The organism is Streptomyces sp. Ncost-T10-10d (assembly GCF_900091955.1).
Taxonomy (GTDB): domain Bacteria; phylum Actinomycetota; class Actinomycetes; order Streptomycetales; family Streptomycetaceae; genus Streptomyces.
Genome location: NZ_FMDF01000207.1, coordinates 59,844 through 80,764 on the forward strand (window position 1 = coordinate 59,844; position 20,921 = coordinate 80,764).

Genomic DNA, 20,921 nt, shown 5'->3' on the forward strand with positions numbered 1-20,921 from the left:
CACTTCCGGATCCGACGCGTGGTCACCAGTGACACACTTATGCCGCACCTCCTGGGGACATTCATGACGCGCAGATGGCTGCTCATCACCACGATCGCCGCATTGACCGTCGCGCTGGCCTTCGTCGTCGTCCAACTGGTGCGCGGCCAGGACTCCGGGAAGGAACAGACCGAGGCGAATCCGGGCAAGGCGAAACCGGCCGCGTCGAGCCCGACCGACGAGAAGAAGAACAGCGACGGCCCCGTCCCGGCCGGCTACCTCGGCACCTGGTCGGGCTCCGTCGACAACCCTTCGGGCCACTCCACCCGGGAACTCGTCATCAAGCAGGGCACGGTGGGCCAGTCCGTCCTCACTCTCACCGCGGACGGCCCGCTCGACAACGGCGCCTCCTACCACTGCGTCTTCGAAGCGGGCCTGGCCTCGGAACCGACCCCGAACGGACCCATCCAGATCGCGCCTTCCACCGTCACCGTCGGCGAACCCATGTCGTCCTGCACCGCAGGGAAAGCCACCACACTGACCTTGCTCCCGAACGGCACTCTGAGCCGGGAAACGCCGGAAACCGGCGAAAAGCTCACATACACCAAGACCAACTGATCAACCCAGCAACACGGACACCGCACTCAGCAACAACAAAGCATGGACGAACCCGCCGGGCCCCGTCGGCGGAAAGCGCCATGCCGGCCGCCAGGTCCGGCCCGTCAGGTCCGGGACCGGCACGTAACTGATCCGGCCCGCACACGAGTTCAGCACGGTCACCTCACCGGGCCAGGACTTGCGGGCCGCGCTCCCGGCCGGGGAAGGACGCGGACGTCGGCCATCGCGTCGTGAACACTCGAGAACGGTTGGCGGACGATGCGCCCACGTCGCCGGAACTTCAGAACTCCCCATGTTCCACTGCCCCCGGACAAGGCGTCGCCGCACCTCCCGGCGCACGGGCGCACATCCAGGGGCCAACAGGTCCGCTGTCTCACAGACCTGTCACAACTCAACGGCACACCGAACCACTTCCGGATCCGACTCGTGATCACCAGTGACACATTTATGCCGCACCTCCTGAGGACATTCATGACGCGCAGATGGGCGCTTATCACCACGATCACCGCATTGACCGTCGCGCTGGCCTTCGTCGTCGTCCAACTGGTGCGCGGCCAGGACTCCGGGAAGGAACAGACCGAGGCGAAACCGGCCGCGTCGAGCCCATCCACGCCGAAACCGGCCACGCCGAAACCATCCGCGTCGAAACCGGCCACGCCGAAACCATCCGCGTCGAAACCATCCGCGTCGAAACCGGCCGCGCCCAACCCGCCCGCACCCAACCCGCCCGCACCGAAATCGGTTGGCGACGCCGAGTCGCTGCAGGGCCTCGGCTGGTGGCCCCTGCACCGGTCCGGCACCGCGAAGGCCGGCGAGCAGGACGCCATGGTCAGCGGCGGCACGCAGTGGACCGACGGCCCCGAGGGCGGCGCCTTGCATCTGGACGGCACCAGCGGATACGCGGACTCCAACACCCGGCTCGACACCGTGGGCAAGGACTACTCGGTCGCCGCGCGGGTGCGCCTCACCCCGCAGGGCATGACCGGCATGCGCACCGCTGTGTCCCAGGACGGCGACGGGGTCAGCACGTTCTTCCTCCAACACTCCGACCAGGACGGGAACTTCGCATTCAGTTTCTTCGGTAACCGTACGGTCGCGGAGACGCCCGAGAAGCCGCAGCCCGGCCGCTGGTACCACCTGACCGGCACGTACAGTCAGAAGGACCACCGGATGCAGCTCTACGTGGACGGTCGGCTCGCGGGAACCAGGGTGGCCTCCAACGGCGTGAAGCCCACTGGCACTGTGGTGATCGGACGCGCCAAGTTCGATGGGAAGGCGGCCGACTACTGGAACGGTGACATCGCCGACGTGCATCTCTATAACCGGGAGTTGACGTCCCGTGAGGTGGCCTCGCTTTCCTCTCACGAACCGGGCTGACCGGCGTTGACGGGGGCAAGTTCACCGCCGCCGCAGGCTGACGGGCGCCGCACGGGCGCACGGCGGCTCGCGGCGGCGCCTGCCGGTTGTCCCGCAGCCGGCCGAACCCGCCTTCCCCGCAGACGACCGGAGAGGAAAAGGCCCTTGTCGGCCAGCGCTTCGACCGAAGACCGAACACCCTTCCCCCGCACCACGGAACCCAGCCCCGACGAGTTCCTCAGAGCGCTCTACCACTTCCACGGCAGCGCCTTGCTGCAGTTCGCCGCACGGCGGCTGGAAGGCGACTGGCACCGCGCCGAGGACGTCCTCCAGGAAGTCGCGATACGCGCCTGGCGGCACGCCGGGGAACTCGACCCGACCGCGGATTCGGTGCGGCCCTGGCTGTTCACCGTGCTGCGCAATCTCGTCATCGACGGCCACCGGGCCCGCCAGGCCAGACCACTGGAGACCGGTGACCCCGAACTCGCCCACCTGCCGATCTCCGACGGCGTGGACCACCTGCTCACCTCCGAGGTACTCATCGACGCGTTGCGGGACCTGCGGCCGGCACAGCGTGAGGTCCTGCTGCACGTGCACTACCTGGGACGCAGCGTCAACCAGACGGCCGAGGTCCTCGGCGTGCCGCCGGGCACGGTCAAGTCGCGGACGTACTACGCCACCCGCGCCCTGCGCGAGGCGCTGAACAGCCGCGGGCTGTACGCGGGCGGCCTGGATCGCGAGGCCGGATGACACTTATGCCAGACGTCCCGCGTGCCGGTTGATCTTCAGGCCGAGCGGCCCGGTGTCGAGTGATCCGCCCGCACCGGCACTCCAGCGCCACCCCGTGGGTGCCTCGCCGACCACCAGCAGCGCGTCCCCGCGCCGCAGACCGGCCAGTGCCCCCTCCCGCCGCGGGAGCTGCGAGGCTTCCACGACGAACAGATGCGGCGCCTCGCCCTGGACGGCGATCCGGCTGCTGCCCTCGATCAGCCGGAAGATCTGGGTGACATCGGGCGAGCCGGGCTCCGGCGCTCCCGTACCCGCCGACGCTGCCACCGTGGCGAACGCCTCCTCCAGGCTGGCCGCGCTGTGCAGACGCGAGGTCCGCGGCTCGTCGCCGGAAAGGAGTCGGCCGTCGGCCAGGGATCCCACCAGGGTGACCTCGGCGAGCGCCCCCACCGGGCCGGCGAGCGCCTCGGTGACGACGGCCCGCACCAGGCTGCGCACCTCCTTGTCCGGACCCGTCACCGAGACGGGCCCCGAAGCCCGGGAGAGGTCGACCAGCACGCGGTCGGGTCCATCCACGCCCACCGTCACCGTCAGCGCGTACGGCAGGGCCGGTTCGCCCTCCGGGCCGGGGCGGTGCAGATCGTCGGGCGAGATCGTCCAGCGTTCGCCGTCCGCCTCGACGGTCCAGGGCGCAGGGGCCGTCTCCTCTGCCCCGGCCAGCAGCAGTGCGAGCCGCTCCTCGGAGTAGACGACGGCGTACAGGTCGGGCAGCGACCGGCCGGAGCGCAGGCACTCGCCCGTCAGCCGGCGCAGGCCCGCGTTGACCACGTCCAGCGACTCCCGGCCCACGACGGCCGCCGAGGCGGCGACGGGCTTCGGCGGGCGGGGCCGACGGGGCCGACGTCGCTCGGTGACGATCAGCGCGGCCACCGCCCCGATCAGCGCCAGCCCCAGCACCACGGCCAGGACGTACCAGATCATCTTCTGACTCCTTGTCGGGACGCCCCGGCGGCGGAGCCGGGACGGTCGAGAACGTGGGCGGCACAGTTGCTGCGCCGTGCACCCCATGGCCACTACGGAGCCCGTCGGCGGATGGTTCACCGGTGCGCCGGGTGAACCATCCGCCGACGCGCTCCGTAGGTCCCGTCAGTGGCACGGGAGCCGCCGAGTGCGGCTGCCGAGGCCCCCCATTCACGCCGGCTGGAGGACGTTCTCGTGTCGTTGATGTTGACCGTGGTCGAGGAGGGCGGTGACGCATTCGACGTCCACCTCGACGCCGACCCCGACACGCCCGTGCGCGCTGTCGCGGAGGCGCTGGCCGGGGCGGGAGGCGTCGAACAGCCCCCGGAGGGCCTCGGCCTGTACGCCGGCGACCGGCTGCTGCCCGCCGATATGCGGCTGCGGGACGCGCCGTTGCACCACGCGGCCATCGTGGGCCTGGGCCGCCCGGCGGGCACCGCGTCGGCCGAACCGCACGGGCTGGTGGAGGTTCGTGCGGTCGGCGGGACCGGCGCGGGCGCCGTGCACCGGCTCGACATGGGCGAGTACCGGATCGGACTGGCCCACGACGGGTCCGCCCAGGTGCTGCGCGCCGTACCGGACCGTCCGTTCGCCGTCCTGGCGGTGGGCCCCCAAGGACGCTGCCGTATCACGCCGGACGCCTCCGCGCCGGGCGACGGCACCCTGCAACTGGACCGCGAGGACCTCGCCGAGGCGACCGCCTGGCCGGCCGGCGCACAGCTCCTCGTCGGAGACAGCCTGCTCGAACTCGCCCTCCCGCAGAAGCCGGACGCGGCCGTGCAGCCCTCGGAGGACGGCACCGGCTGGGACTACAACCGGCCGCCGCGGCTGCGGCCGGCCGAGACCGCCACCCGCTTCACCCTGCCCTCCCCGCCCGCCCCGCCCGCTCCCCGGCCGCTCCCGTGGATCACCGCGGCGGCCCCGCTGGTGATGGCGGGGGCCGGGGCGCTGATCTTCGGCCGCATGTCGATGCTGCTGTTCGGGCTGCTCTCCCCGGTCGCGATCCTCGGCAACTACCTGATGAGCCGGCGCACCGGGCGCCAGTCCCACTCCGACAGCGTCGCCGCCTACGAGGAGAAGAAGGCACGCATCGAGGGCGACGCGGCGAAGGCCCTGGCGGACGAACGCACCGCCCGGCGCCGCGGTTTCCCGGACCCGGCCGAGGTCGTCCTGACCGCCGTCGGCCCCCGGCGCCGCCTGTGGGAACGCCGTACCTCCGACGCCGACTTCCTCGAACTGCGCATCGGAACTGCCGATGTGGCGTCCGACGTGGTGCTCCAGGACCCGACGAAGGACGAACACCGCCGCGAGGACCCGCGGACCGCGTACGACGTCCCGGTGACCGTTCCGTTGCGGGAGCACGACGTCCTGGGCATCGCCGGCGAGGGCCCGGCCGCGCGCGCTGTGGCGCGCTGGGCGGTCGCCCAGGCCGCCGTCCTGCACAGCCCCCGTGACCTCCAGATCCATCTGCTGACGACCGGTGAACGGGGCCGGGACGGCTGGTCCTGGCTGCGCTGGCTGCCGCATGTGCGCAAGAAGTCCGGCGACACCCCGGCCAACATCGGCTACGGCACGGAGACCTGCGCCCGGCGGGTCGCCGAACTCACCGCACTGATCGTCGAGCGCGCCGGACGGGCGGACCGGCGGAGCCGGCCCGCCGGGCCCGATGTGCTCGTCATCCTCGACGGAGCCCGCAGGCTGCGTTCGCTGCCCGGTGTGGCGCAGATCCTGCGCGACGGACCGGCCGTCGGCGTCCGCGCGGTCTGCCTGGACTCCGAGGAGCGGCTGCTGCCCGAGGAGTGCCACGCCGTCGTCGCCGAGGAGCCCGGCGGAACCGTACGGGTGGGGCGCTCCGGGAGGGGCACCGTCGGGGGCATCCGGCCCGACGCGGTGTCCCTGGACTGGTGCCGTTCGCTGGCCCGCGCGATGGGCCCGCTGCGGGACCCGGGCGGGGCCGACGAGGAGGCCGCGGTGCTTCCCGGCTCCGCGCGGCTGCTCGACGTCCTCGCGCTCGACCCGCCGCGGGCCGCCGACATCCGGGCGCGCTGGACGGCCGGCGGCCGCTCGACCCGGGCGGCCGTCGGCGTCTCCCTGGACGGCCCGTTCCACCTGGACCTGCGGCGCGACGGCCCGCACGGGCTGGTCGCCGGCACCACCGGCTCCGGCAAGTCCGAACTCCTCCAGACACTGGTCGCCTCGCTGGCGGTGGCGAACCGTCCGGACGCGATGACGTTCGTCCTGGTCGACTACAAGGGCGGCTCCGCGTTCAAGGACTGCGTGGACCTGCCGCACACCGTCGGCATGGTCACCGACCTCGACGCCCACCTCGTCGAGCGGGCCCTGGTGTCGCTGACGGCGGAACTCACCCGGCGCGAGCACATCCTCGCCGCGGCCGGCGCCAAGGACATCGAGGACTACGTCGAGCTGCTGGAGCGCAACCCGGCGGGCCGCGAGCCGATGCCCCGGCTGCTCATCGTCATCGACGAGTTCGCCTCGATGGTGCGCGACCTGCCGGACTTCGTGAAGGGTCTGGTCAACATCGCCCAGCGGGGCCGCAGCCTCGGCATCCACCTGATCCTGGCGACGCAGCGCCCCAGCGGCGTCGTCTCCTCGGAGATCCGCGCCAACACCAACCTGCGCATCGCGCTCCGGGTGACGGACGCCGGCGAGAGCCAGGACGTCCTCAACTCCCCCGAGGCCGCCGGGATCTCGCAGGGCACCCCCGGTCGCGCCTATGTGCGTCTGGGCCAGAACTCCCTCGTGCCGTTCCAGTCCGGACGGGTCGGCGGCCGTCGGCCCGGTGCCGCGGCGACCTCGCTGCCGGCCCCCTGGGTGGTGCCGGTCGGCTGGGAACGGCTCGGCGAGCCGCTCCCGGCGCGGCCCCGAGGCGCGGCCGCACCCGCCGAGGTGGAGACCGACCTCACCGGGCTCGTCGCGGCGATCCGCGAAGCGGACCGGGAGATGGGCATCCCCGCGCAGCACAGCCCCTGGCTCCCGCCGCTGCCCGAGGTCCTGGTCACCGGCGAACTGCCGGCGCCCCCGCCCTCGGACTACGACCTCGCGCCCGTCGCGTACGGCGTGGTGGACCTGCCCGCACAACAGGCCCGGCTGCCCCTGGTGATCGACCCGGCGACGCTCGGACACCTGCACATCATCGGCTCGCCCCGGCAGGGCAGGTCGCAGACGCTGCGCACCATCGCCGGCACCCTGGCCTTCGCCCATTCCCCGGACCGGCTGCACATGTACGGCATCGACTGCGGCAACGGCGCGCTGCTGCCCATCGAGGGGCTGCCGCACTGCGGGGCCATCACCCAGCGCACCCAGCCCGACCGGGTGGCCCGGCTGCTCGCCCGGCTGACCGGGGAGCTGAGCCGGCGCCAGGAGATGCTCGCCGCCCGCGGCAGCGCCGACCTCCCGGAGCTCCGCCGCGCCCTGCCGGAGGCCGAACGGCCGCCGCACATCCTGCTGTTCATCGACCGGTGGGAGGTCTTCGACAAGCAGCTCGGCGAGTACGACTCCGGGAACCTGCTGAACTCCGTGCTGAACCTGCTCCGGGACGGCGCGAGCGTCGGCATCCACCTGGTGATGACCGGTGACCGGGCGCTGTTCTCCAGCCGGGTCAACGGCTCCACCGAGGACAAGCTCGTGCTGAAGCTGAACGAGAAGTCCGAGTACGGGATGATCGGCATCACCCAGCGCAACGTGCCCGACGAGATCCCGCCGGGCCGCGCGTTCCGTGCCGCCGACAAGGCGGAGGTGCAGATCGCGCTCCTCACGAACAACCCGGAGGGCCAGGCGCAGGCCGCGGCGCTCCAGCAGATCGCCGAGTACTGCCGCGAGCGGGCGGCCCAGCTGCCGGACTCCACCCGGCCGTTCCGCGTCGACACCCTGCCGGACCGGCTCACCTGGGAGGAGGCGGCCCGGTACGCGCCGCAGCCGCTGCCGTCCGCGCGGTGGGCCCTGTCCGGTGTCGGCGGCGACGAACTCAGCGCTTTCGGCCCGGACTTCGCCATCACGCCGACCTTCCTCGTGGCCGGACCTGCCCGCTCCGGCCGCAGCACCGTCCTGGCGACGCTGGCTCAGTCGCTGCTGTCGAACGGGACGCCCGTCGTCGTCGGCGCGCCCGCCAGGTCGCCGTTGCGCCAACTCGCCGGACGGGCCGGGGTCCTCGCGGTCTTCGACGAGTCCGACATCGACCCCACCGCGCTGGAGGAGGCGCTGGCGTCCTCGCCGCAGGGGGCCGTGGTGATCCTGGACGACGCCGACCTGCTGCTGAAGACGAAGGCCGAGCCCGTCCTCACCCAGATCGCCAAGTCCGGTGCCGAGAACGGCCGGGGCCTGGTGATCTCCGGGCAGACCGACCGGCTCTCCTCCGGCTTCTCCGGCTGGCACACCGAGGCCCGCCGCAACCGGTGCGGTCTGCTGCTGAAGCCGCAGAACATGAGCGACGGCGAACTGATCGGCGTCAAGGTGCCCCGCAGCCGACTGGGCGCGACCCGCCCGGGGCGGGCGATCCTGCACCTGGGCGACGGCGTGCTGCGCACCGTCCAGGTCCCGGAGACGGTGCTTCCGCCGGCCGGGGGCTGAGCGCCTGTGCGGGGGTTCCCACACCGGCTCTGAGGTCCCACGGCAGAGGGCTCCCGCCCCGGCAACGGCCGGGGCGGGAGCCCTCACGCATGACGGGACGCGGCCCGGATCAGGTCGATCCCTCCACATAACTGGGGTCGTGCACGATCGTGCCCTGCGTCCCGTGGGGGACGGCACCGTTGATCGCCCAGCCGAAGCCGGCCACTCCGATGAGGTTCGAGCTCTGGTCGATCCACCCCGCCGTCTTCGTCCAGATGTTGGTGAGGCCCGGCAACTGCTTCAGGATGTCCGGTGTCTTCAGCACACCACCGGGGATGTTCTTCAGCAGGTTCGCGACCAGGTCGCCCGGGTTCTTGAACCCGGTGAACCCCTTGATGGTGGGGATCACGCTCTTGATGTTGATCTGGATCGCCTTGAGATCGCTCGTGACGGTCTTGAGGGTGTTCGCGATCCCGCCCAGATTGGCGATCTTGATCAGGCCGACACCGCCGAGCACCAGCCCCAGGCCGCTGAGGACCATGTCGAGCACATCCCACTCGCCCGACTGAATACTGTCGACGATATTCATGATGAAGGGGATGGCAGCGGTGACCAGACTGGCGATCGTCAGGATGAGCCCCAGGCCCTGCAATCCGGGGATGAGCATGGCGATGATGCCCAGGGCGGCGCTGATGAAGCCGAGCACCTTCTTGAAGATGTCCTTGATCTTCTCCCACAGGCTCTTGCCCGGGACCGCCTCGCTCGTCGCGTCGTCCAGGGCGCGGGCCGCCGTCGAGGCGTCCGTCTCGCGCAACTCCCGCGCGTCCTCGGCGAGCATGCGAGCGGCGTCGAGATCCCGCTGGGCGGTGTCGACATCCCCCTGTGCCACGGACTGGTCGTGCCGGGCATTCTCCATGGCCTGCCGCGCACTGCGCCGGGCCGCCTCGTCGTCCGGCGGGGGCGGGTCCGCCGCGTCCAGACCGCTGATCACGGACCCCGCCGCGGAAGCGGCATCGGTGGCCCGCTGCAGCCGCTCCTTGGCGTCCCGCCCTTCGACCAGGGCGTTGTCGGCCTTGCGCTGATGGTCCCCCAGCTGGTCGGAGTACGTGTCCAGCGCGCGGGCCGCCTTGTCGTACGAACTGTGCAGCTTCTCCACCTGATCGGCCAGGTCCCCGAGCTTGTTCCGGAGTTTGTCCATGGCCTTGCCCTCGCCGAGCTGGCTGTTCTTCAGGCGCCTGACGATGGGGAGCGCCTGGTCCGCGTCGTCGGCGACGGACCGGTACTGGCCCGCGAGCTTCGCGAGCATCTCCGCATTGCCGGGCGTCGGGTCGTCCGAGAACCCGAAGACCGTCTCCCAGTCGGACACCGCTGGCCGCGCCATTGCCGCGCCCTCACTTTCCGTTCTCGTCCGTGCCCTGTGGGCTCTGTGCGGCCGGCACAGCCGTGCCCTTGCTCTCGACTTCCACGAAGCGCAGCGTCCCCGCGATGGCGTCGAACACCTCGAAGAACTGGTCCTTGAGGTCCACATTGGGTGTGGAGCTGGAGACCAGCAGGTATTCCCGGCGGTTCGGGATCGGGAACAGCGTGTGCAGCAGCGCCGTACGGATCGGCGTTCCCCTGTAGTCGATGTCCTCGATCGAGGCGATCCGCCCGACCGGTCCGACGCCCGGAAGCTCCAGCAGATCCACCTCGCGCGGCGGGTACCCGCTGCTCTGCGGGGCCCCGGCCTGCATGCTCGCCCCGAACAGCACCTCGGCCAGATCCGCCGACTGGTCCTCCGGCACGGGCATCCGCAGCACGACGGACGTGGCGCTGAGCATCGCGTCCCCGCCGGGGAACCTGACCATCCCCGCCGCCTGGAGCGCCCCCCGGGCGTAGGCCTCGCGGGCGGTCCGGCGGGTGTCGCGGATCAGGCCGTCGAGCCGCTCGCGGGAGAGCTGCGGAACCCCCTTCGCCTGGTGCTCGATACGGCGGCGGATGGACGCGTCCCGGGTGCTCGGGTCGAGGTCCAGATACCACCAGGAGCCGGGGTAGCGCAGCTTGTAGTGCGCGGGCGCCCCCGTGGCCCGGTCCGTGACCGGATGCGTCATGACGCATGTCCCTTCTGCCAGCAGGCTTTCGTCAGGTCTTCTTGGAGTCGTCCAGCGTCTTGACGGTCTCGTCGTCCGTCTGCGTGAAGGCATCGGAGATCTTCTTCGTGTTCTCGGAGAAGACCTTCACGTTGTCCTGCACCTTCTCGTGGCCCTTGCCCCATGCGTCGTCGAAGTCGGCGAGGGAGTCGGCGAGCCTCGAATCGCCCACATCGCTCTTCGATCCGACATCGCTGAGCCGCGCGGTGTTGTTGATCCGCTGCCCGATGTCCTCAAGTGACTTGACCGTCTCGTTCAGGTCCTCAAGGGGGACGTCGATGCGGGTCATCGGTTCCTCCTCTCTCCGGCCGCCGCCGCCCGGTCCCGCCGCAGAAGGGCGGGACCGGGCACGAGGGCACGTCAGCCGATGGAGCCGGACGTCTGGTCGTCGGTGTCGACGAACGCGTCGGCGACCTGCTTGATGAACTCGCTGACGCCCTGCAGGCCCTCGATCGCCTTTTCGGTGCCGTTCTTGTACTCCTCCCAGAACGGACGGAACTTGGTCTCGGAGCCCGGCGTCGAGTAGGCCGCCTCGACCATCTCGTCCATCTTGGTGTTGGCCTCGTGGAGGCTCTGCTGCATCAGTTCCTTCTGGTGCTGCAGCCAGGTCGACGCCTCCCGCATCTCTTCCGGGCTGATCTTGATGTTGCCGCCGGCCATGTCGGTTCCTTCTCTCGTCTCGGGTCGCCGCGGTCGCTGAGCCGCGCACACCGGGCTGTACGGGGCGCCCGGCGGGGCGGTTCATGCCTGTTGCTGAACGGTGACGAAAGTGGCGGTCCAACGCCCTGATCAGGCCTGCGACCGGTCCCCCATGGCCCGCAACAGCGCACCACCGTAACCGGGGTGACGGCCCCTCACCGAACCGGGCAGCAGCGCGACACGGGGAGGTGCGGCCACGGCGGTTGCACTGGTACACCGGCCCGGCCCCTCGGCAGTGCCGGCCGAGGCGGTGTCCCGGCTCAAGCGGCTGTAGCCCAAAGGCCGCCCCGTCGTGAAAAGAACCGGCCCGGGGCGGCGGTCATGGAGACCGCCGCCCCGGGCCGGGCTGTCACTGCCGTGCGGGACTCAGGCGTCCGGAGCGGCCTGCTCCGTGCCGTCCGTCTTCTCCTCGGCCGGCGTCAGGCCGAGACGCTCCTGCAGCCACTTGTCGAACTCGATCGAGGCGCGCACCCAGCTGACCGTCGACGAGACGAAGTGCTCCAGGCTGACGCCCGTGCCGATGAGCATCTGCGCCTCACCGATCAGACGGACCGAGGCCTCGGTCTCCTCGGAGCCCTCCTCGGGCTCGTGGGTGTGCGTGTAGACCTTGGGCCACAGGGTGCGGCGGTTCCAGTCGTCGATGGCGTCGAGGAGGACCGGACGCTGGTCCGCGGCGTGCGGGCGGTCGTAGAACGTACGGACCGAGAAGACCTGCTGCTCGTCCTCGCCGCGGAACATGAAGTACGTGCGGAAGTCCTCCCACGGCGCCGCGAGGTCGCCCTCGTCGTCGACGACGTACTTCAGCTCCATCTGTTCCAGGAGCTGCTTGACGAGGTCCTGGTCCGGGACAACGGGGCCCTCGGGTCCTGCCGCCTGCGGTTCGGGCTGGCCCCCGAAGTTAGGAATCGAGGAAGGATCGATAGACATCGCTGGGTACTCCTGTGGATCGCACGTGGTTTCCTTCCGTCGACCCTAGCCGCGTTTGACGGCCAGTAGTTCTACGCCCTCCGGGGAATCGTCCCCGCATCGGCTTCCCGCGCCCGCGACCAGGCAACGGCGACGGGGATCGCACACAACACTCCGAGGAGTCCGGACGCACCGATGGTGTCCGCCGACGACCCGGACAGCTCCGCTGCCAGGCCACCCGTGGCGACGCCGATCCCCTGCATGGCGATCAGCCCCGACCTGGCGAGCCCCAGCGCCTGGCCACGCTGGTCGGCCGGGGTCAGGAGTACGAAAGTGGCTCCGGCGGTTATCTGATAGGCGGAGCACACCCCCGACGCCATCAACACGAGCACGGCCCCACCTATGCCGGGACCGAGCCAGTAGATGAGCAGCGGCAGATTCGCGCCGACCGCCAACGGCCCGAGCAGGCGGCGCCGCCACTCGTCCCCGACCTGAGCCCGCCCCAGAAGGGCTGCACCCAGCACCATTCCCGCCGGATGCGCGGCGAGCAGGAGTCCCACCGAGGCGGCGTCCCCGCCGGCCTCGTCCGCGAAGGGGGCGGCCAGCCCCTCCGGCAGGACGACGAACCCCGCGAGCCACCCCAGCGCGACCAGCGACCGCAGCCTGCGATCCGACCAGATCAGTGCGGCCGCACTCCCGACCTGAGCGCCGAGCCGCGTCTTCCGCGCGTCGGCACCCGCCGCGGGACGGGCCTTTACGCCGAACCTGACCAGGGTCGCCGAGAGAAGGAAGGTCACCGCGTTCACACCCAGGGAGACGTGACTGCCCAGCCAAGCGACCAGCACACCCCCACCGGCGAAACCGACCAGCTGTCCGGCCTGGTGAGTGATCAGCATGACTCGCTGGCCCCGCTCGTATCTCTGCTCTCCGAGCACGGTCGGCAGCAGTGCGCCCTGCGCAGCACCGAAGGGCGCCTCGGCCAGCTGCGCCAGCACCAGCAGCCCGGCCAGCAGCGGCAACGGCATCCAGGGCAGGGCCATCAGCCCGACCAGAACCGTCCGCACCAGGTCGCATCCGATCATGACCGTCCGCCGGGGGAAACGGTCCGCCAGACCGGACAGGAGCACCCCGGACAGCAGAGCGGGCAAGGTGGTCAGCGCATACGTCGCCGCGGTCCATCCGGGCGAGTCGGTGCGTTCGAACACCAGCAACGACAGGGCCACGCGTGCCAACTGATCACCCAGGATCGACTGAGCATAAGCGGCCCAAAGGGTACGGAATTCGCCAAGGTGAAAGAGATTGCCAGATCGGGGCTTTTCAGTCCCCGGATTTATCTCATCGCCTATCTGCTCGTTCATGCGGGCACGCTACCGGCTGCCGAATTCGGCCTCTAATCCTCCTTGTGAGCAGGTCATGATGGGCAACCCGAGGTGTCCTGATTGTTCGCATGCCCCCGGGCGGGCGTCGCGGGTGCCCGAGCAGGTGTCCCTTGTCAGGGGCGGGCGGTCCAGCGCGGGGCGGAGCCGGGTAACGCGATCCCACCCTGGACACGGAGCGAAACGTTTGGCTCAATATCGATGTTGAACGATGGATCACCGATGACGGCGACCGATTCTCCGTTCTCCCGAAATCACCGCAATTCTTCGTCGATTGCACTGCGGCGCAGACGACGAGTCCCCAGCCGGGACGCGCGGTCTTCCGGCTGGGGACAAGGACGTCGAACAGGTCGTGCGCCGTCTACGGGGCCTACAAGGTCTTCCCCGAGGTCGCGGGGCCGACGAGCAGGCCGTCCCCGACCCGGTCCACCCGGACGGTGTCCCCGTCCTTGACCTCGCCCGCGAGGATCTCCTTCGCGAGCCGGTCGCCGATCGCCGTCTGGATGAGGCGGCGCAGCGGCCGTGCTCCGTAGGCCGGGTCGTTGCCCTCCTCGGCCAGCCAGGCCAGGGCCTCCGGCGTGACGTCCAGGGTGAGCCTGCGCTCGGCCAGACGCCCCGCGAGCCGGTCGATCTGGAGCTTCGCGATGTGCGAGAGCTCGTCGCCGGACAGGGCGGAGAAGACCACCAGGTCGTCGAGCCGGTTGAGGAACTCCGGCTTGAACGAGGCCCGTACGACCTCCAGGACCTGTTCCTTCTTCACCTCGGGCTCGGTCAGCGGGTCCATCAGGAACTGGCTGCCGAGGTTGGAGGTCAGGATCAGGATGGTGTTGCGGAAGTCCACCGTCCGGCCCTGTCCGTCGGTGAGCCGGCCGTCGTCGAGGACCTGGAGCAGGATGTCGAAGACCTCGGGGTGGGCCTTCTCGACCTCGTCCAGCAGGACGACGCTGTACGGGCGACGGCGGACCGCCTCCGTGAGCTGGCCGCCCTCCTCGTAGCCGACGTAGCCGGGCGGGGCGCCGACGAGACGCGCCACGCTGTGCTTCTCGCCGTACTCGCTCATGTCGATGCGGACCATGGCCCGCTCGTCGTCGAACAGGAAGTCGGCGAGCGCCTTGGCGAGCTCCGTCTTGCCCACCCCGGTCGGACCGAGGAAGAGGAACGAGCCGGTGGGCCGGTCGGGGTCGGCGATTCCGGCGCGGGTACGGCGTACCGCGTCCGACACCGCCTGCACGGCCTGGGTCTGCCCGATGAGGCGCTTGCCGATCTCCTCCTCCATGCGCAGCAGCTTCTGGGTCTCGCCCTCCAGCAGGCGTCCGGCCGGGATGCCGGTCCAGGAGCCGACGACGTCGGCGATGTCGTCCGGGCCCACCTCGTCCTTGACCATGGTGTCCTTCGCGGCCTCCTGCTCGGCCTCGGACGCCTCCGCAAGCTCCCGCTCCAGGCCGGGGATCTCCCCGTACAGCAACTTGGAGGCGGTGTCGAAGTCGCCGTCGCGCTGGGCGCGTTCGGCCTGGCCGTGCAGTTCGTCGAGGCGTTCCTTCAGTTCACCGACGCGGTTGAGGCCCTGCTTCTCCTTCTCCCAGCGGGCATTGAGGCCGCGCAGCTCCTCCTCCTTGTCGGCGAGATCGCGGCGGAGCTTCTCCAGGCGCTGCCTGGAGCCGGGGTCGGTCTCGTTCTTGAGGGCCAGCTCCTCCATGTGGAGACGGTCGACGGCGCGCTGGAGTTCGTCGATCTCGACGGGCGAGGAGTCGATCTCCATGCGCAGCCGGGACGCCGACTCGTCGACCAGGTCGATGGCCTTGTCGGGGAGGAAGCGGGAGGTGATGTAGCGGTCGGACAGGGTCGCGGCGGCCACCAGCGCGGAGTCCGCGATGGAGACCTTGTGGTGGGCCTCGTAACGGCCCTTGAGGCCGCGCAGGATCGCGATGGTGTCCTCGACGCTCGGCTCCGCCACCAGCACCTGCTGGAAGCGGCGTTCCAGGGCGGGATCCTTCTCGATCCGCTCGCGGTACTCGTCGAGCGTCGTCGCGCCGACCATGCGGAGCTCACCGCGGGCCAGCATCGGCTTGAGCATGTTGCCCGCGTCCATGGCGGAGTCGCCACCGGCGCCCGCGCCGACGACGGTGTGCAGCTCGTCGATGAAGGTGATGATCTGCCCGTCGCTCTCCTTGATCTCGGAAAGGACGGCCTTCAGCCGTTCCTCGAACTCACCGCGGTACTTCGCGCCCGCGACCATCGCGCCGAGGTCGAGCGAGACGAGCCGCTTGTTCCGCAGGGACTCGGGGACGTCACCCTTGACGATGCGCTGGGCGAGCCCCTCGACGACGGCGGTCTTGCCGACGCCGGGCTCGCCGATGAGTACAGGGTTGTTCTTCGTGCGCCGGGACAGGACCTGGACGACACGCCGGATCTCCTGGTCACGTCCGATGACCGGGTCGAGCTTGCCCTCGCGCGCGGCGGCCGTGAAGTCCGTACCGAACTTCTCCAGGGCCTTGTACTGACCCTCCGGGTCGGGTGTGGTCACCCGGCGCCCTCCCCTGCTCTTCTCGAACGCGTCCAGCAGCCTCTTCGCACTGGCCCCCTGAGCACTCAGGATCTCACCGGCGCGGCCGCCCTCGGCGGCGATCCCGATCAGCAGGTGCTCGGTGGAGATGTAGTCGTCGCCGAGCTCCTTCGCGCGCTGCGCGGCGTCCGCGATCACGGCGAGCAGCTCGCGGTTGGGCTGCGGCGGGGCGACCGTCGACCCGGTGACGCTGGGCTGCGCGCCCAGGAGCCGCTCCGTCTCGGTGCGTACGGCGATCTGGTCGGCCTCGACGGCGGCGAGCAGGTCGACGATGTTCGCGCTCACTTGTCGTCCTTCACCCTCAAGCAGCGCGAGGAGCAGATGCCCGGGGGTCAGGTCGGGGTGCCCGTCCTTCACGGCCCTGTTGGTGGCCGCGTTGATGGCGTCACGGCTCTTGTTGGTCAGCTCGGCGTCCACGTGCGCTCTCTCCTCCTTGCGATGACCGGTCTCTCCACAACACTGACTAGGTCAACGTGCACAAAGTTGAGTCTATTCCACTCAACCTCACTTCACACCCGTCCCGCCCCCTGTTCCCGGCTGCCCCTGCCCCGCCCCGGGCCCCGTGCCTTCGGTTCTCGGTCCTCCGCGGCCCGCTTCCGCCCCGAGCCAACCGGCCCGACCGGACCCTCGCCACCGCAGGGGCCGGCGCGCTGCCTACGCTGCCCCCATGGCAGTAGACGTGACGAACCCCGATCCCGAGTACCTCGCGTTCTGGCGCGAGCACCATCTGTGCACCCTGACCACTCCCCGCCCCGACGGCACACCGCACGTGGTGCCGGTGGGCGTGACGTACGACCCCGACGCGGGGCTCGCCCGGATCATCGCCGACAAGAACAGCAACAAGGTCGCCAACATCCTGGCCGCGGGCCCGGACGGCGCCAGAGTCGCGGTCTGCCAGGTCGACAGGCGCCGCTGGGCGACGCTGGAGGGCCGGGCGACGGTGCGCTCGGAGGCGGACGTGGTCGCCGACGCGGTACGCCGCTACGCGGAACGCTACAAGCGCACGCCGGCGCCCAAGCCGGACCGCATCGTCATCGAGATCGCCCTGGACCGGGCGCTCGGCAGGACGTGAGGGGAACCGCCGGAACCCCGGGCGGCGCAGGACCCCGGGCAGCACAACGGCGCCATCGTGTTCAGGTCACGATGGCGCCGTTGTGTGGGGGAGTGCCGAGCGACATGTAACGACGGGGGATCGCTCAGGCACTGCGGGGGGTGGCGGAAATAGTCTCTGGCTCGAACAGCTGGTGGTCCCGCCGGTCGAGGTTGACGAAAATCATGTCGTACCGAATCGCGCAGCGAACGGGCTGCGGGGCTCCACGCGGTTTGCGGAGGCACCGGTAGGCACGTACTTCGTCGTCTTCTTCACGTGCGACAACGATGGGGTCGCCGAACAGAGTGACCATCAGCGAGTCGCCACAGCGGGGGATGGCAGTGACGAGATCGATGAAATGCCAGCCTGATCGGTAGGCCGTGGCCATTTCCCGCCGGAAGGTCCGGTCGTCCGGCGGGATGGTCATGCGCTCTGATGTGTTGGTTCGGACCAGGCGATGTCGCCGGGCTCGACTGCCCCGTCGACGCTCCATGCGATATCGCCCGGCACAGCGGTCCGGGTGAGCCATGCGATGTCACCGCCGGCCGGTGCCGATGCCTGGATGGACCACGCGATGTCACCCGGCGCCGCCGCCTGGGTGGACCACGCGATATCACCCGGCGCCGCCGCCTGGGTGGACCACGCGATATCACCCGGCGCCGCCGCCTGGGTGGACCACGCGATATCACCCGGCGCCGCCGCCTGGGTGGACCACGCGATATCACCCGGCGCCGCCGCCTGGGTGGACCACGCGATATCACCCGGCGAGGATGCTGCCCCGCTGCTCCAGGCGATGTCGCTGCCGCTCAGTACCCCGAGTCCCAGGGCCGCGACGAACGAGGCGGCAAGCGCCGAGCGAAGCATTCGCTTATACATAGTCGGCTTCGTCCTCACTTGTGGATTCTTCTCCCCCGCACCTAAGACGATGTCTCACCTGGGCACACGAACACCACTGAGTCGATGCATCATGTTCCTGCATGTTCAGGAACCTGGGGGGTGGAGAATATGGTGACAAGCGATACAAAGCCGACACATTCTCATGGGATCACCGAACTATGCGAAGCGGGAGTCCGCCTCTACGCCAGCGCTTTGCGCTCGGGACGTATCGCCCGGAGCGAGGTGGAACCGGCGCCCTGCCTCATGGACTTCGCCCTGGTGCACCCCGACCCCGACGACCCCGACTGGCTGCGGCCCGTCCCGCCGTCCGCCGCTCTGGCAAAGCGACTGCACCCCATAGAACGCGAGATCCAGGAGCGCCGACGGCATTCGGTCCTGCTTACCGAGTCCTTCGAGCCGTTCATGGACATCAGCGCACAGGACCCGCCGACCACCCACGCGATCACCGTGCTGGAGGGGGTCAACCGGATCAACGCGGCACTCGATCTTGCCACGGCGGAGTGCCGCTCCGAAGTCCTCACCGTCCAGCCCGGCGGCGGCCGTAGCGAAGACCGCCTCAGCGAAGCCCTGGAAAGGGGCCTCTCCGTGGTGGACCGCGGTGTCAGCATTCGCACTCTCTATCAGCACACTGTGCGTCACAGCCCCGGCACCCTGGCCTACGCCGAGCGGATGGCCGACGACAACGTGGAGATCCGGACGCTTGAGGAGCTCATAGAGCGACTCATCGTCTTCGACCGCACGGTCGCGTTCATACCCGCCCAGGACGACCGCCAAGTCGCCCTGGAACTGCGCCACCCCGGGCTGGTCGAGTACCTCGTCAAGGTTTTCGAGCAGCTCTGGACCCGTGCGGCTCCACTCCTGGAAGAGGTCAAGTACGACCCGACCCCCAAGGGAATCAGTGGCGTCCAGCGCTCCATCGCCCAACTTCTCGTAGAGGGACATGTCGACGACTCGATCGCCCGACGTCTCGGCATGAACGTCCGCACCTGCCGCGCGCATGTCGCCAAGCTGTCCGCCGTCCTCGGCAGCAACAGCCGGGCCCAACTCGGCTACCTGATAGCCCGGTCGGGGATCCTGGAGCAGGATCCCGGCTGAAGGGGCCGCAACCGCGATACGGCCCGCTCCGGCCGACGCCTCCGTCACCGCCGTCCAGCTCAGCATCGCCCGCCTCATCGTCGAGTGCCACGTCGACGAGATCGTGGCCCGCGGACTCGGCATCAGTGTCCGCACCTGCCGCGCACATATCTCCCGGCTCATGCGGACGCTCGACGCCCCGGCCGGACTCAACTCGGCGCCCTGATCGTCCAGTCGGGGTGGTCGAGGAAGTGCCTCGCCGACCACCGTCGGCAGCCGGCGCCGAGGTACAACCAACCCCCGCGCCGGCTCGTCCAACTCCCGTACGCATAGCGCACCGCACCGCAGGGAGACCGACACCATGCATGCAGCTCACGACCACCGGCCCCCATCCTCATCCCCCACCCGCATACGTCCGGGGCGTCGGCGCGCCATCCCGGTCGCGTTCGCAGTCGGTGCGGTGCTCGCACTCGGCTCCGCAGCACCTGCCGGTGCCGACGAGCCGGAGACGGATCAGCTCTGGATCTCGGCGCCGTACGACCTCGTCCTGCCGACCGCGGACGCCGACGGCTCAGCGACGACCAACACCGTCGACGTAAAGCTCGGGCACGACAACACGAACAACTCCGTGACCGGAGGCCGCCTCACGGTCGACGCGTCCGAACTCGCGGGTGTGGCCGAGGTCAGTTGGCCCTCGACCTGCGCGCCGGCCGCCGACGCCCTCACCGCGACCTGCGACTTCGGGTCCCTGGACGGCGCCCCGTACATCTCCGTCGCCGAGATCGGGCTGCGCGCCGCGGCCGGCGCGCCCGCCGACGCCGCCGGCGCCCTGCACTTCACCGCGGCGGCGGACAGTTCCTTCGGCCCCCTCACCGGGTATCCGGCGGACACCCGGATCCGCCTCGGCGACGGCCCCGACCTCGGCGTGAACCAGCTTCCGTACCGTACCGGCGTCAAGCCCGGCACCGACCTCACCCAGCCGGTCCGCCTGACCAACCACGGCAACCGCACGGCCGACCGCACCCTGCTGACCCTCTTCGCCTCGCACGGCCTGGCGTTCTCGCAGCGCTTCGGCAACTGCACATACCTGGACGCGGACCCCGTCACCAACCAGAGCGGCACCACAGCCGTCTGCGTCCTCGACGAGCCCGTCGTCCCGGGGCAGGTGTACGACCTGGCGGCGGCGGGTGCCGTCCGTGCGACGAGTGCCGCGCTGTACGAGCGGTTCGACCACTCGGTCGACCAGTTCTCCGACGAGGCGTACGAGCAGGCCCTCGCGGGAAGGCCGTTCGTCCGGGGCACCGGCGCCGACCTCAGGGCCACACCCGTCCCCGCGGCCGCCACCCGGAGCGCGGTGTCCGCCGTGCCCGACCTGAACCTCGACGACAACTACCGCTCCACGCAGATCACGGCAACCAACAAGGCCGACCTGATCGCCCTCGCGAGCGACATCACCTCCGCCGCGCCCGGTGACACCGTCACCGCCCGGATCGGCGTGAAGAACCGCGGCCCGGCCTGGGTCGCCTCCCTCGGCGCGGGTGCCTCCGTCGCAACCCTCGACGTCCGTATCCCGCAGGGCACCACCGTCACCGGCAAGCCCGGCACCTGCTACGCGACAGGCACGAACCGCTACACCTGCCGAACCCCGATCCTCCTCTGGGAGAAGGCCCGCTCCACGTTCGACTTCACCCTGCGCGTCGACCGCCTCGTCGAAGGCGGAGCGAAGGGATCGGTCGCCACGCTCAACGACGACCCGGAGCTGCGGATCTCGGCGTTCGATCCGCGACTGGCCAACAACACGGCCGAGTTCACGGTTTCCGGCACCTGATACGCCGTGAGGCGGGGGCGCCCGCCTGAAAATCAGCGCTCGGGCCGTCGCGGCGTCCCGCCCACGCCGCCGGCAGCTCCTCGGTGAGCAG

At 70.3% G+C, this 20,921-nt stretch carries 17 protein-coding genes and 1 pseudogene; 8 read left to right on the top strand and 10 right to left on the bottom strand.

Annotation, left to right across the window (positions count from 1 at the left end; genetic code table 11):
* Positions 1-63: 63 nt before the first annotated feature.
* From GA0115254_RS35510 to GA0115254_RS35520, 3 genes are all read left to right on the top strand, one after another.
* Positions 64-597: a hypothetical protein gene (locus GA0115254_RS35510; protein WP_141720972.1), complete on the top strand. Its 534-nt coding sequence runs from the start codon at positions 64-66 to the stop codon at positions 595-597.
* A 471-nt stretch (positions 598-1,068) separates the two neighbouring features.
* Positions 1,069-1,974, top strand: coding sequence for a LamG domain-containing protein (locus GA0115254_RS46875; protein WP_093899379.1), 906 nt, complete (start codon positions 1,069-1,071; stop codon positions 1,972-1,974).
* Positions 1,975-2,118: 144 nt separating this feature from the next.
* A complete protein-coding gene (locus GA0115254_RS35520; RefSeq protein WP_093899380.1) occupies positions 2,119-2,703 on the top strand; it encodes a sigma-70 family RNA polymerase sigma factor in 585 nt (194 codons plus the stop codon).
* 3 nt (positions 2,704-2,706) lie between these two features.
* On the opposite strand, the gene GA0115254_RS35525 is transcribed toward GA0115254_RS35520, so the two are convergent.
* Positions 2,707-3,663, bottom strand: a complete 957-nt coding sequence (locus tag GA0115254_RS35525) for a hypothetical protein (protein ID WP_093899381.1) — start codon at positions 3,661-3,663, stop codon at positions 2,707-2,709.
* Positions 3,664-5,628: 1,965 nt separating this feature from the next.
* On the opposite strand from GA0115254_RS35525, the pseudogene GA0115254_RS47995 reads away from it, so the two are divergent.
* Together GA0115254_RS47995 and GA0115254_RS48000 are read left to right on the top strand one after the other, a co-directional pair.
* Positions 5,629-6,288 (top strand): annotated as a pseudogene (locus tag GA0115254_RS47995) (FtsK/SpoIIIE domain-containing protein); the annotation flags it as partial.
* A complete protein-coding gene (locus GA0115254_RS48000) occupies positions 6,280-8,289 on the top strand; it encodes an FtsK/SpoIIIE domain-containing protein (protein ID WP_370741001.1) in 2,010 nt (669 codons plus the stop codon). The pseudogene GA0115254_RS47995 and the gene GA0115254_RS48000, both read left to right, overlap by 9 nt.
* A gap of 109 nt (positions 8,290-8,398) precedes the next feature.
* Here GA0115254_RS48000 and GA0115254_RS35535 read toward each other — a convergent pair whose 3' ends face one another.
* The 7 genes from GA0115254_RS35535 to clpB all read right to left on the bottom strand — a co-directional run bounded on the left by GA0115254_RS35535 (position 8,399) and on the right by clpB (position 16,358).
* On the bottom strand, positions 8,399-9,649 hold the full coding sequence (locus tag GA0115254_RS35535; protein ID WP_141720973.1) for a hypothetical protein: 1,251 nt from the start codon (positions 9,647-9,649) through the stop codon (positions 8,399-8,401).
* Positions 9,650-9,659: 10 nt separating this feature from the next.
* Entirely contained in the window at positions 9,660-10,358 is a 699-nt protein-coding gene (locus tag GA0115254_RS35540; protein ID WP_093899383.1) for a hypothetical protein, read from the bottom strand.
* Positions 10,359-10,389: 31 nt separating this feature from the next.
* Entirely contained in the window at positions 10,390-10,686 is a 297-nt protein-coding gene (locus GA0115254_RS35545) for a hypothetical protein (protein ID WP_093899384.1), read from the bottom strand.
* 71 nt (positions 10,687-10,757) lie between these two features.
* Complete coding sequence (locus GA0115254_RS35550; protein ID WP_093899385.1) at positions 10,758-11,057, bottom strand: WXG100 family type VII secretion target; 300 nt, start codon at positions 11,055-11,057, stop codon at positions 10,758-10,760.
* 405 nt (positions 11,058-11,462) lie between these two features.
* Positions 11,463-12,023, bottom strand: a complete 561-nt coding sequence (locus GA0115254_RS35555; RefSeq protein WP_093899386.1) for a type III secretion system chaperone family protein — start codon at positions 12,021-12,023, stop codon at positions 11,463-11,465.
* Between the two features lie 71 nt (positions 12,024-12,094).
* Positions 12,095-13,360: an MFS transporter gene (locus GA0115254_RS35560; protein ID WP_093899387.1), complete on the bottom strand. Its 1,266-nt coding sequence runs from the start codon at positions 13,358-13,360 to the stop codon at positions 12,095-12,097.
* A gap of 388 nt (positions 13,361-13,748) precedes the next feature.
* Positions 13,749-16,358 (bottom strand): ATP-dependent chaperone ClpB, encoded by a 2,610-nt coding sequence (gene clpB / locus GA0115254_RS35565; protein ID WP_093899388.1) that lies wholly within the window; start codon positions 16,356-16,358, stop codon positions 13,749-13,751.
* A gap of 250 nt (positions 16,359-16,608) precedes the next feature.
* Between clpB and GA0115254_RS35570 the strand changes: the two genes are divergently transcribed.
* Positions 16,609-17,013, top strand: a complete 405-nt coding sequence (locus GA0115254_RS35570; RefSeq protein WP_093899389.1) for a pyridoxamine 5'-phosphate oxidase family protein — start codon at positions 16,609-16,611, stop codon at positions 17,011-17,013.
* A 124-nt stretch (positions 17,014-17,137) separates the two neighbouring features.
* On the opposite strand, the gene GA0115254_RS35575 is transcribed toward GA0115254_RS35570, so the two are convergent.
* Positions 17,138-17,458, bottom strand: a complete 321-nt coding sequence (locus tag GA0115254_RS35575; RefSeq protein WP_093899390.1) for a Rieske (2Fe-2S) protein — start codon at positions 17,456-17,458, stop codon at positions 17,138-17,140.
* Complete coding sequence (locus GA0115254_RS35580; protein ID WP_176740421.1) at positions 17,455-17,895, bottom strand: hypothetical protein; 441 nt, start codon at positions 17,893-17,895, stop codon at positions 17,455-17,457. The genes GA0115254_RS35575 and GA0115254_RS35580 overlap by 4 nt, the downstream gene beginning before the upstream one ends.
* Before the next feature lie 141 nt (positions 17,896-18,036).
* Here GA0115254_RS35580 and GA0115254_RS35585 point away from each other — a divergent pair, with 141 nt between their 5' ends.
* Together GA0115254_RS35585 and GA0115254_RS35595 are read left to right on the top strand one after the other, a co-directional pair.
* Positions 18,037-19,023: a helix-turn-helix transcriptional regulator gene (locus tag GA0115254_RS35585; RefSeq protein WP_176740422.1), complete on the top strand. Its 987-nt coding sequence runs from the start codon at positions 18,037-18,039 to the stop codon at positions 19,021-19,023.
* Positions 19,024-19,363: 340 nt separating this feature from the next.
* Entirely contained in the window at positions 19,364-20,830 is a 1,467-nt protein-coding gene (locus tag GA0115254_RS35595) for a hypothetical protein (RefSeq protein ID WP_141720974.1), read from the top strand.
* Positions 20,831-20,921: the final 91 nt, after the last annotated feature.

What these genes read in the sequence shown, in the direction of transcription:
- GA0115254_RS35510 (WP_141720972.1), top strand. Translation starts at nt 64, where the DNA reads ATGACGCGCAGATGGCTGCTCATCACCACGATCGCCGCATTGACCGTC.
- GA0115254_RS46875 (WP_093899379.1), top strand. Translation starts at nt 1,069, where the DNA reads ATGACGCGCAGATGGGCGCTTATCACCACGATCACCGCATTGACCGTC.
- GA0115254_RS35525 (WP_093899381.1), bottom strand. Translation starts at nt 3,663, where the DNA reads ATGATCTGGTACGTCCTGGCCGTGGTGCTGGGGCTGGCGCTGATCGGG.
- GA0115254_RS35535 (WP_141720973.1), bottom strand. Translation starts at nt 9,649, where the DNA reads ATGGCGCGGCCAGCGGTGTCCGACTGGGAGACGGTCTTCGGGTTCTCG.
- GA0115254_RS35540 (WP_093899383.1), bottom strand. Translation starts at nt 10,358, where the DNA reads ATGACGCATCCGGTCACGGACCGGGCCACGGGGGCGCCCGCGCACTAC.
- GA0115254_RS35545 (WP_093899384.1), bottom strand. Translation starts at nt 10,686, where the DNA reads ATGACCCGCATCGACGTCCCCCTTGAGGACCTGAACGAGACGGTCAAG.
- GA0115254_RS35550 (WP_093899385.1), bottom strand. Translation starts at nt 11,057, where the DNA reads ATGGCCGGCGGCAACATCAAGATCAGCCCGGAAGAGATGCGGGAGGCG.
- GA0115254_RS35555 (WP_093899386.1), bottom strand. Translation starts at nt 12,023, where the DNA reads ATGTCTATCGATCCTTCCTCGATTCCTAACTTCGGGGGCCAGCCCGAA.
- GA0115254_RS35560 (WP_093899387.1), bottom strand. Translation starts at nt 13,360, where the DNA reads ATGAACGAGCAGATAGGCGATGAGATAAATCCGGGGACTGAAAAGCCC.
- GA0115254_RS35570 (WP_093899389.1), top strand. Translation starts at nt 16,609, where the DNA reads ATGGCAGTAGACGTGACGAACCCCGATCCCGAGTACCTCGCGTTCTGG.
- GA0115254_RS35575 (WP_093899390.1), bottom strand. Translation starts at nt 17,458, where the DNA reads ATGACCATCCCGCCGGACGACCGGACCTTCCGGCGGGAAATGGCCACG.
- GA0115254_RS35580 (WP_176740421.1), bottom strand. Translation starts at nt 17,895, where the DNA reads ATGCTTCGCTCGGCGCTTGCCGCCTCGTTCGTCGCGGCCCTGGGACTC.
- GA0115254_RS35585 (WP_176740422.1), top strand. Translation starts at nt 18,037, where the DNA reads ATGGTGACAAGCGATACAAAGCCGACACATTCTCATGGGATCACCGAA.
- GA0115254_RS35595 (WP_141720974.1), top strand. Translation starts at nt 19,364, where the DNA reads ATGCATGCAGCTCACGACCACCGGCCCCCATCCTCATCCCCCACCCGC.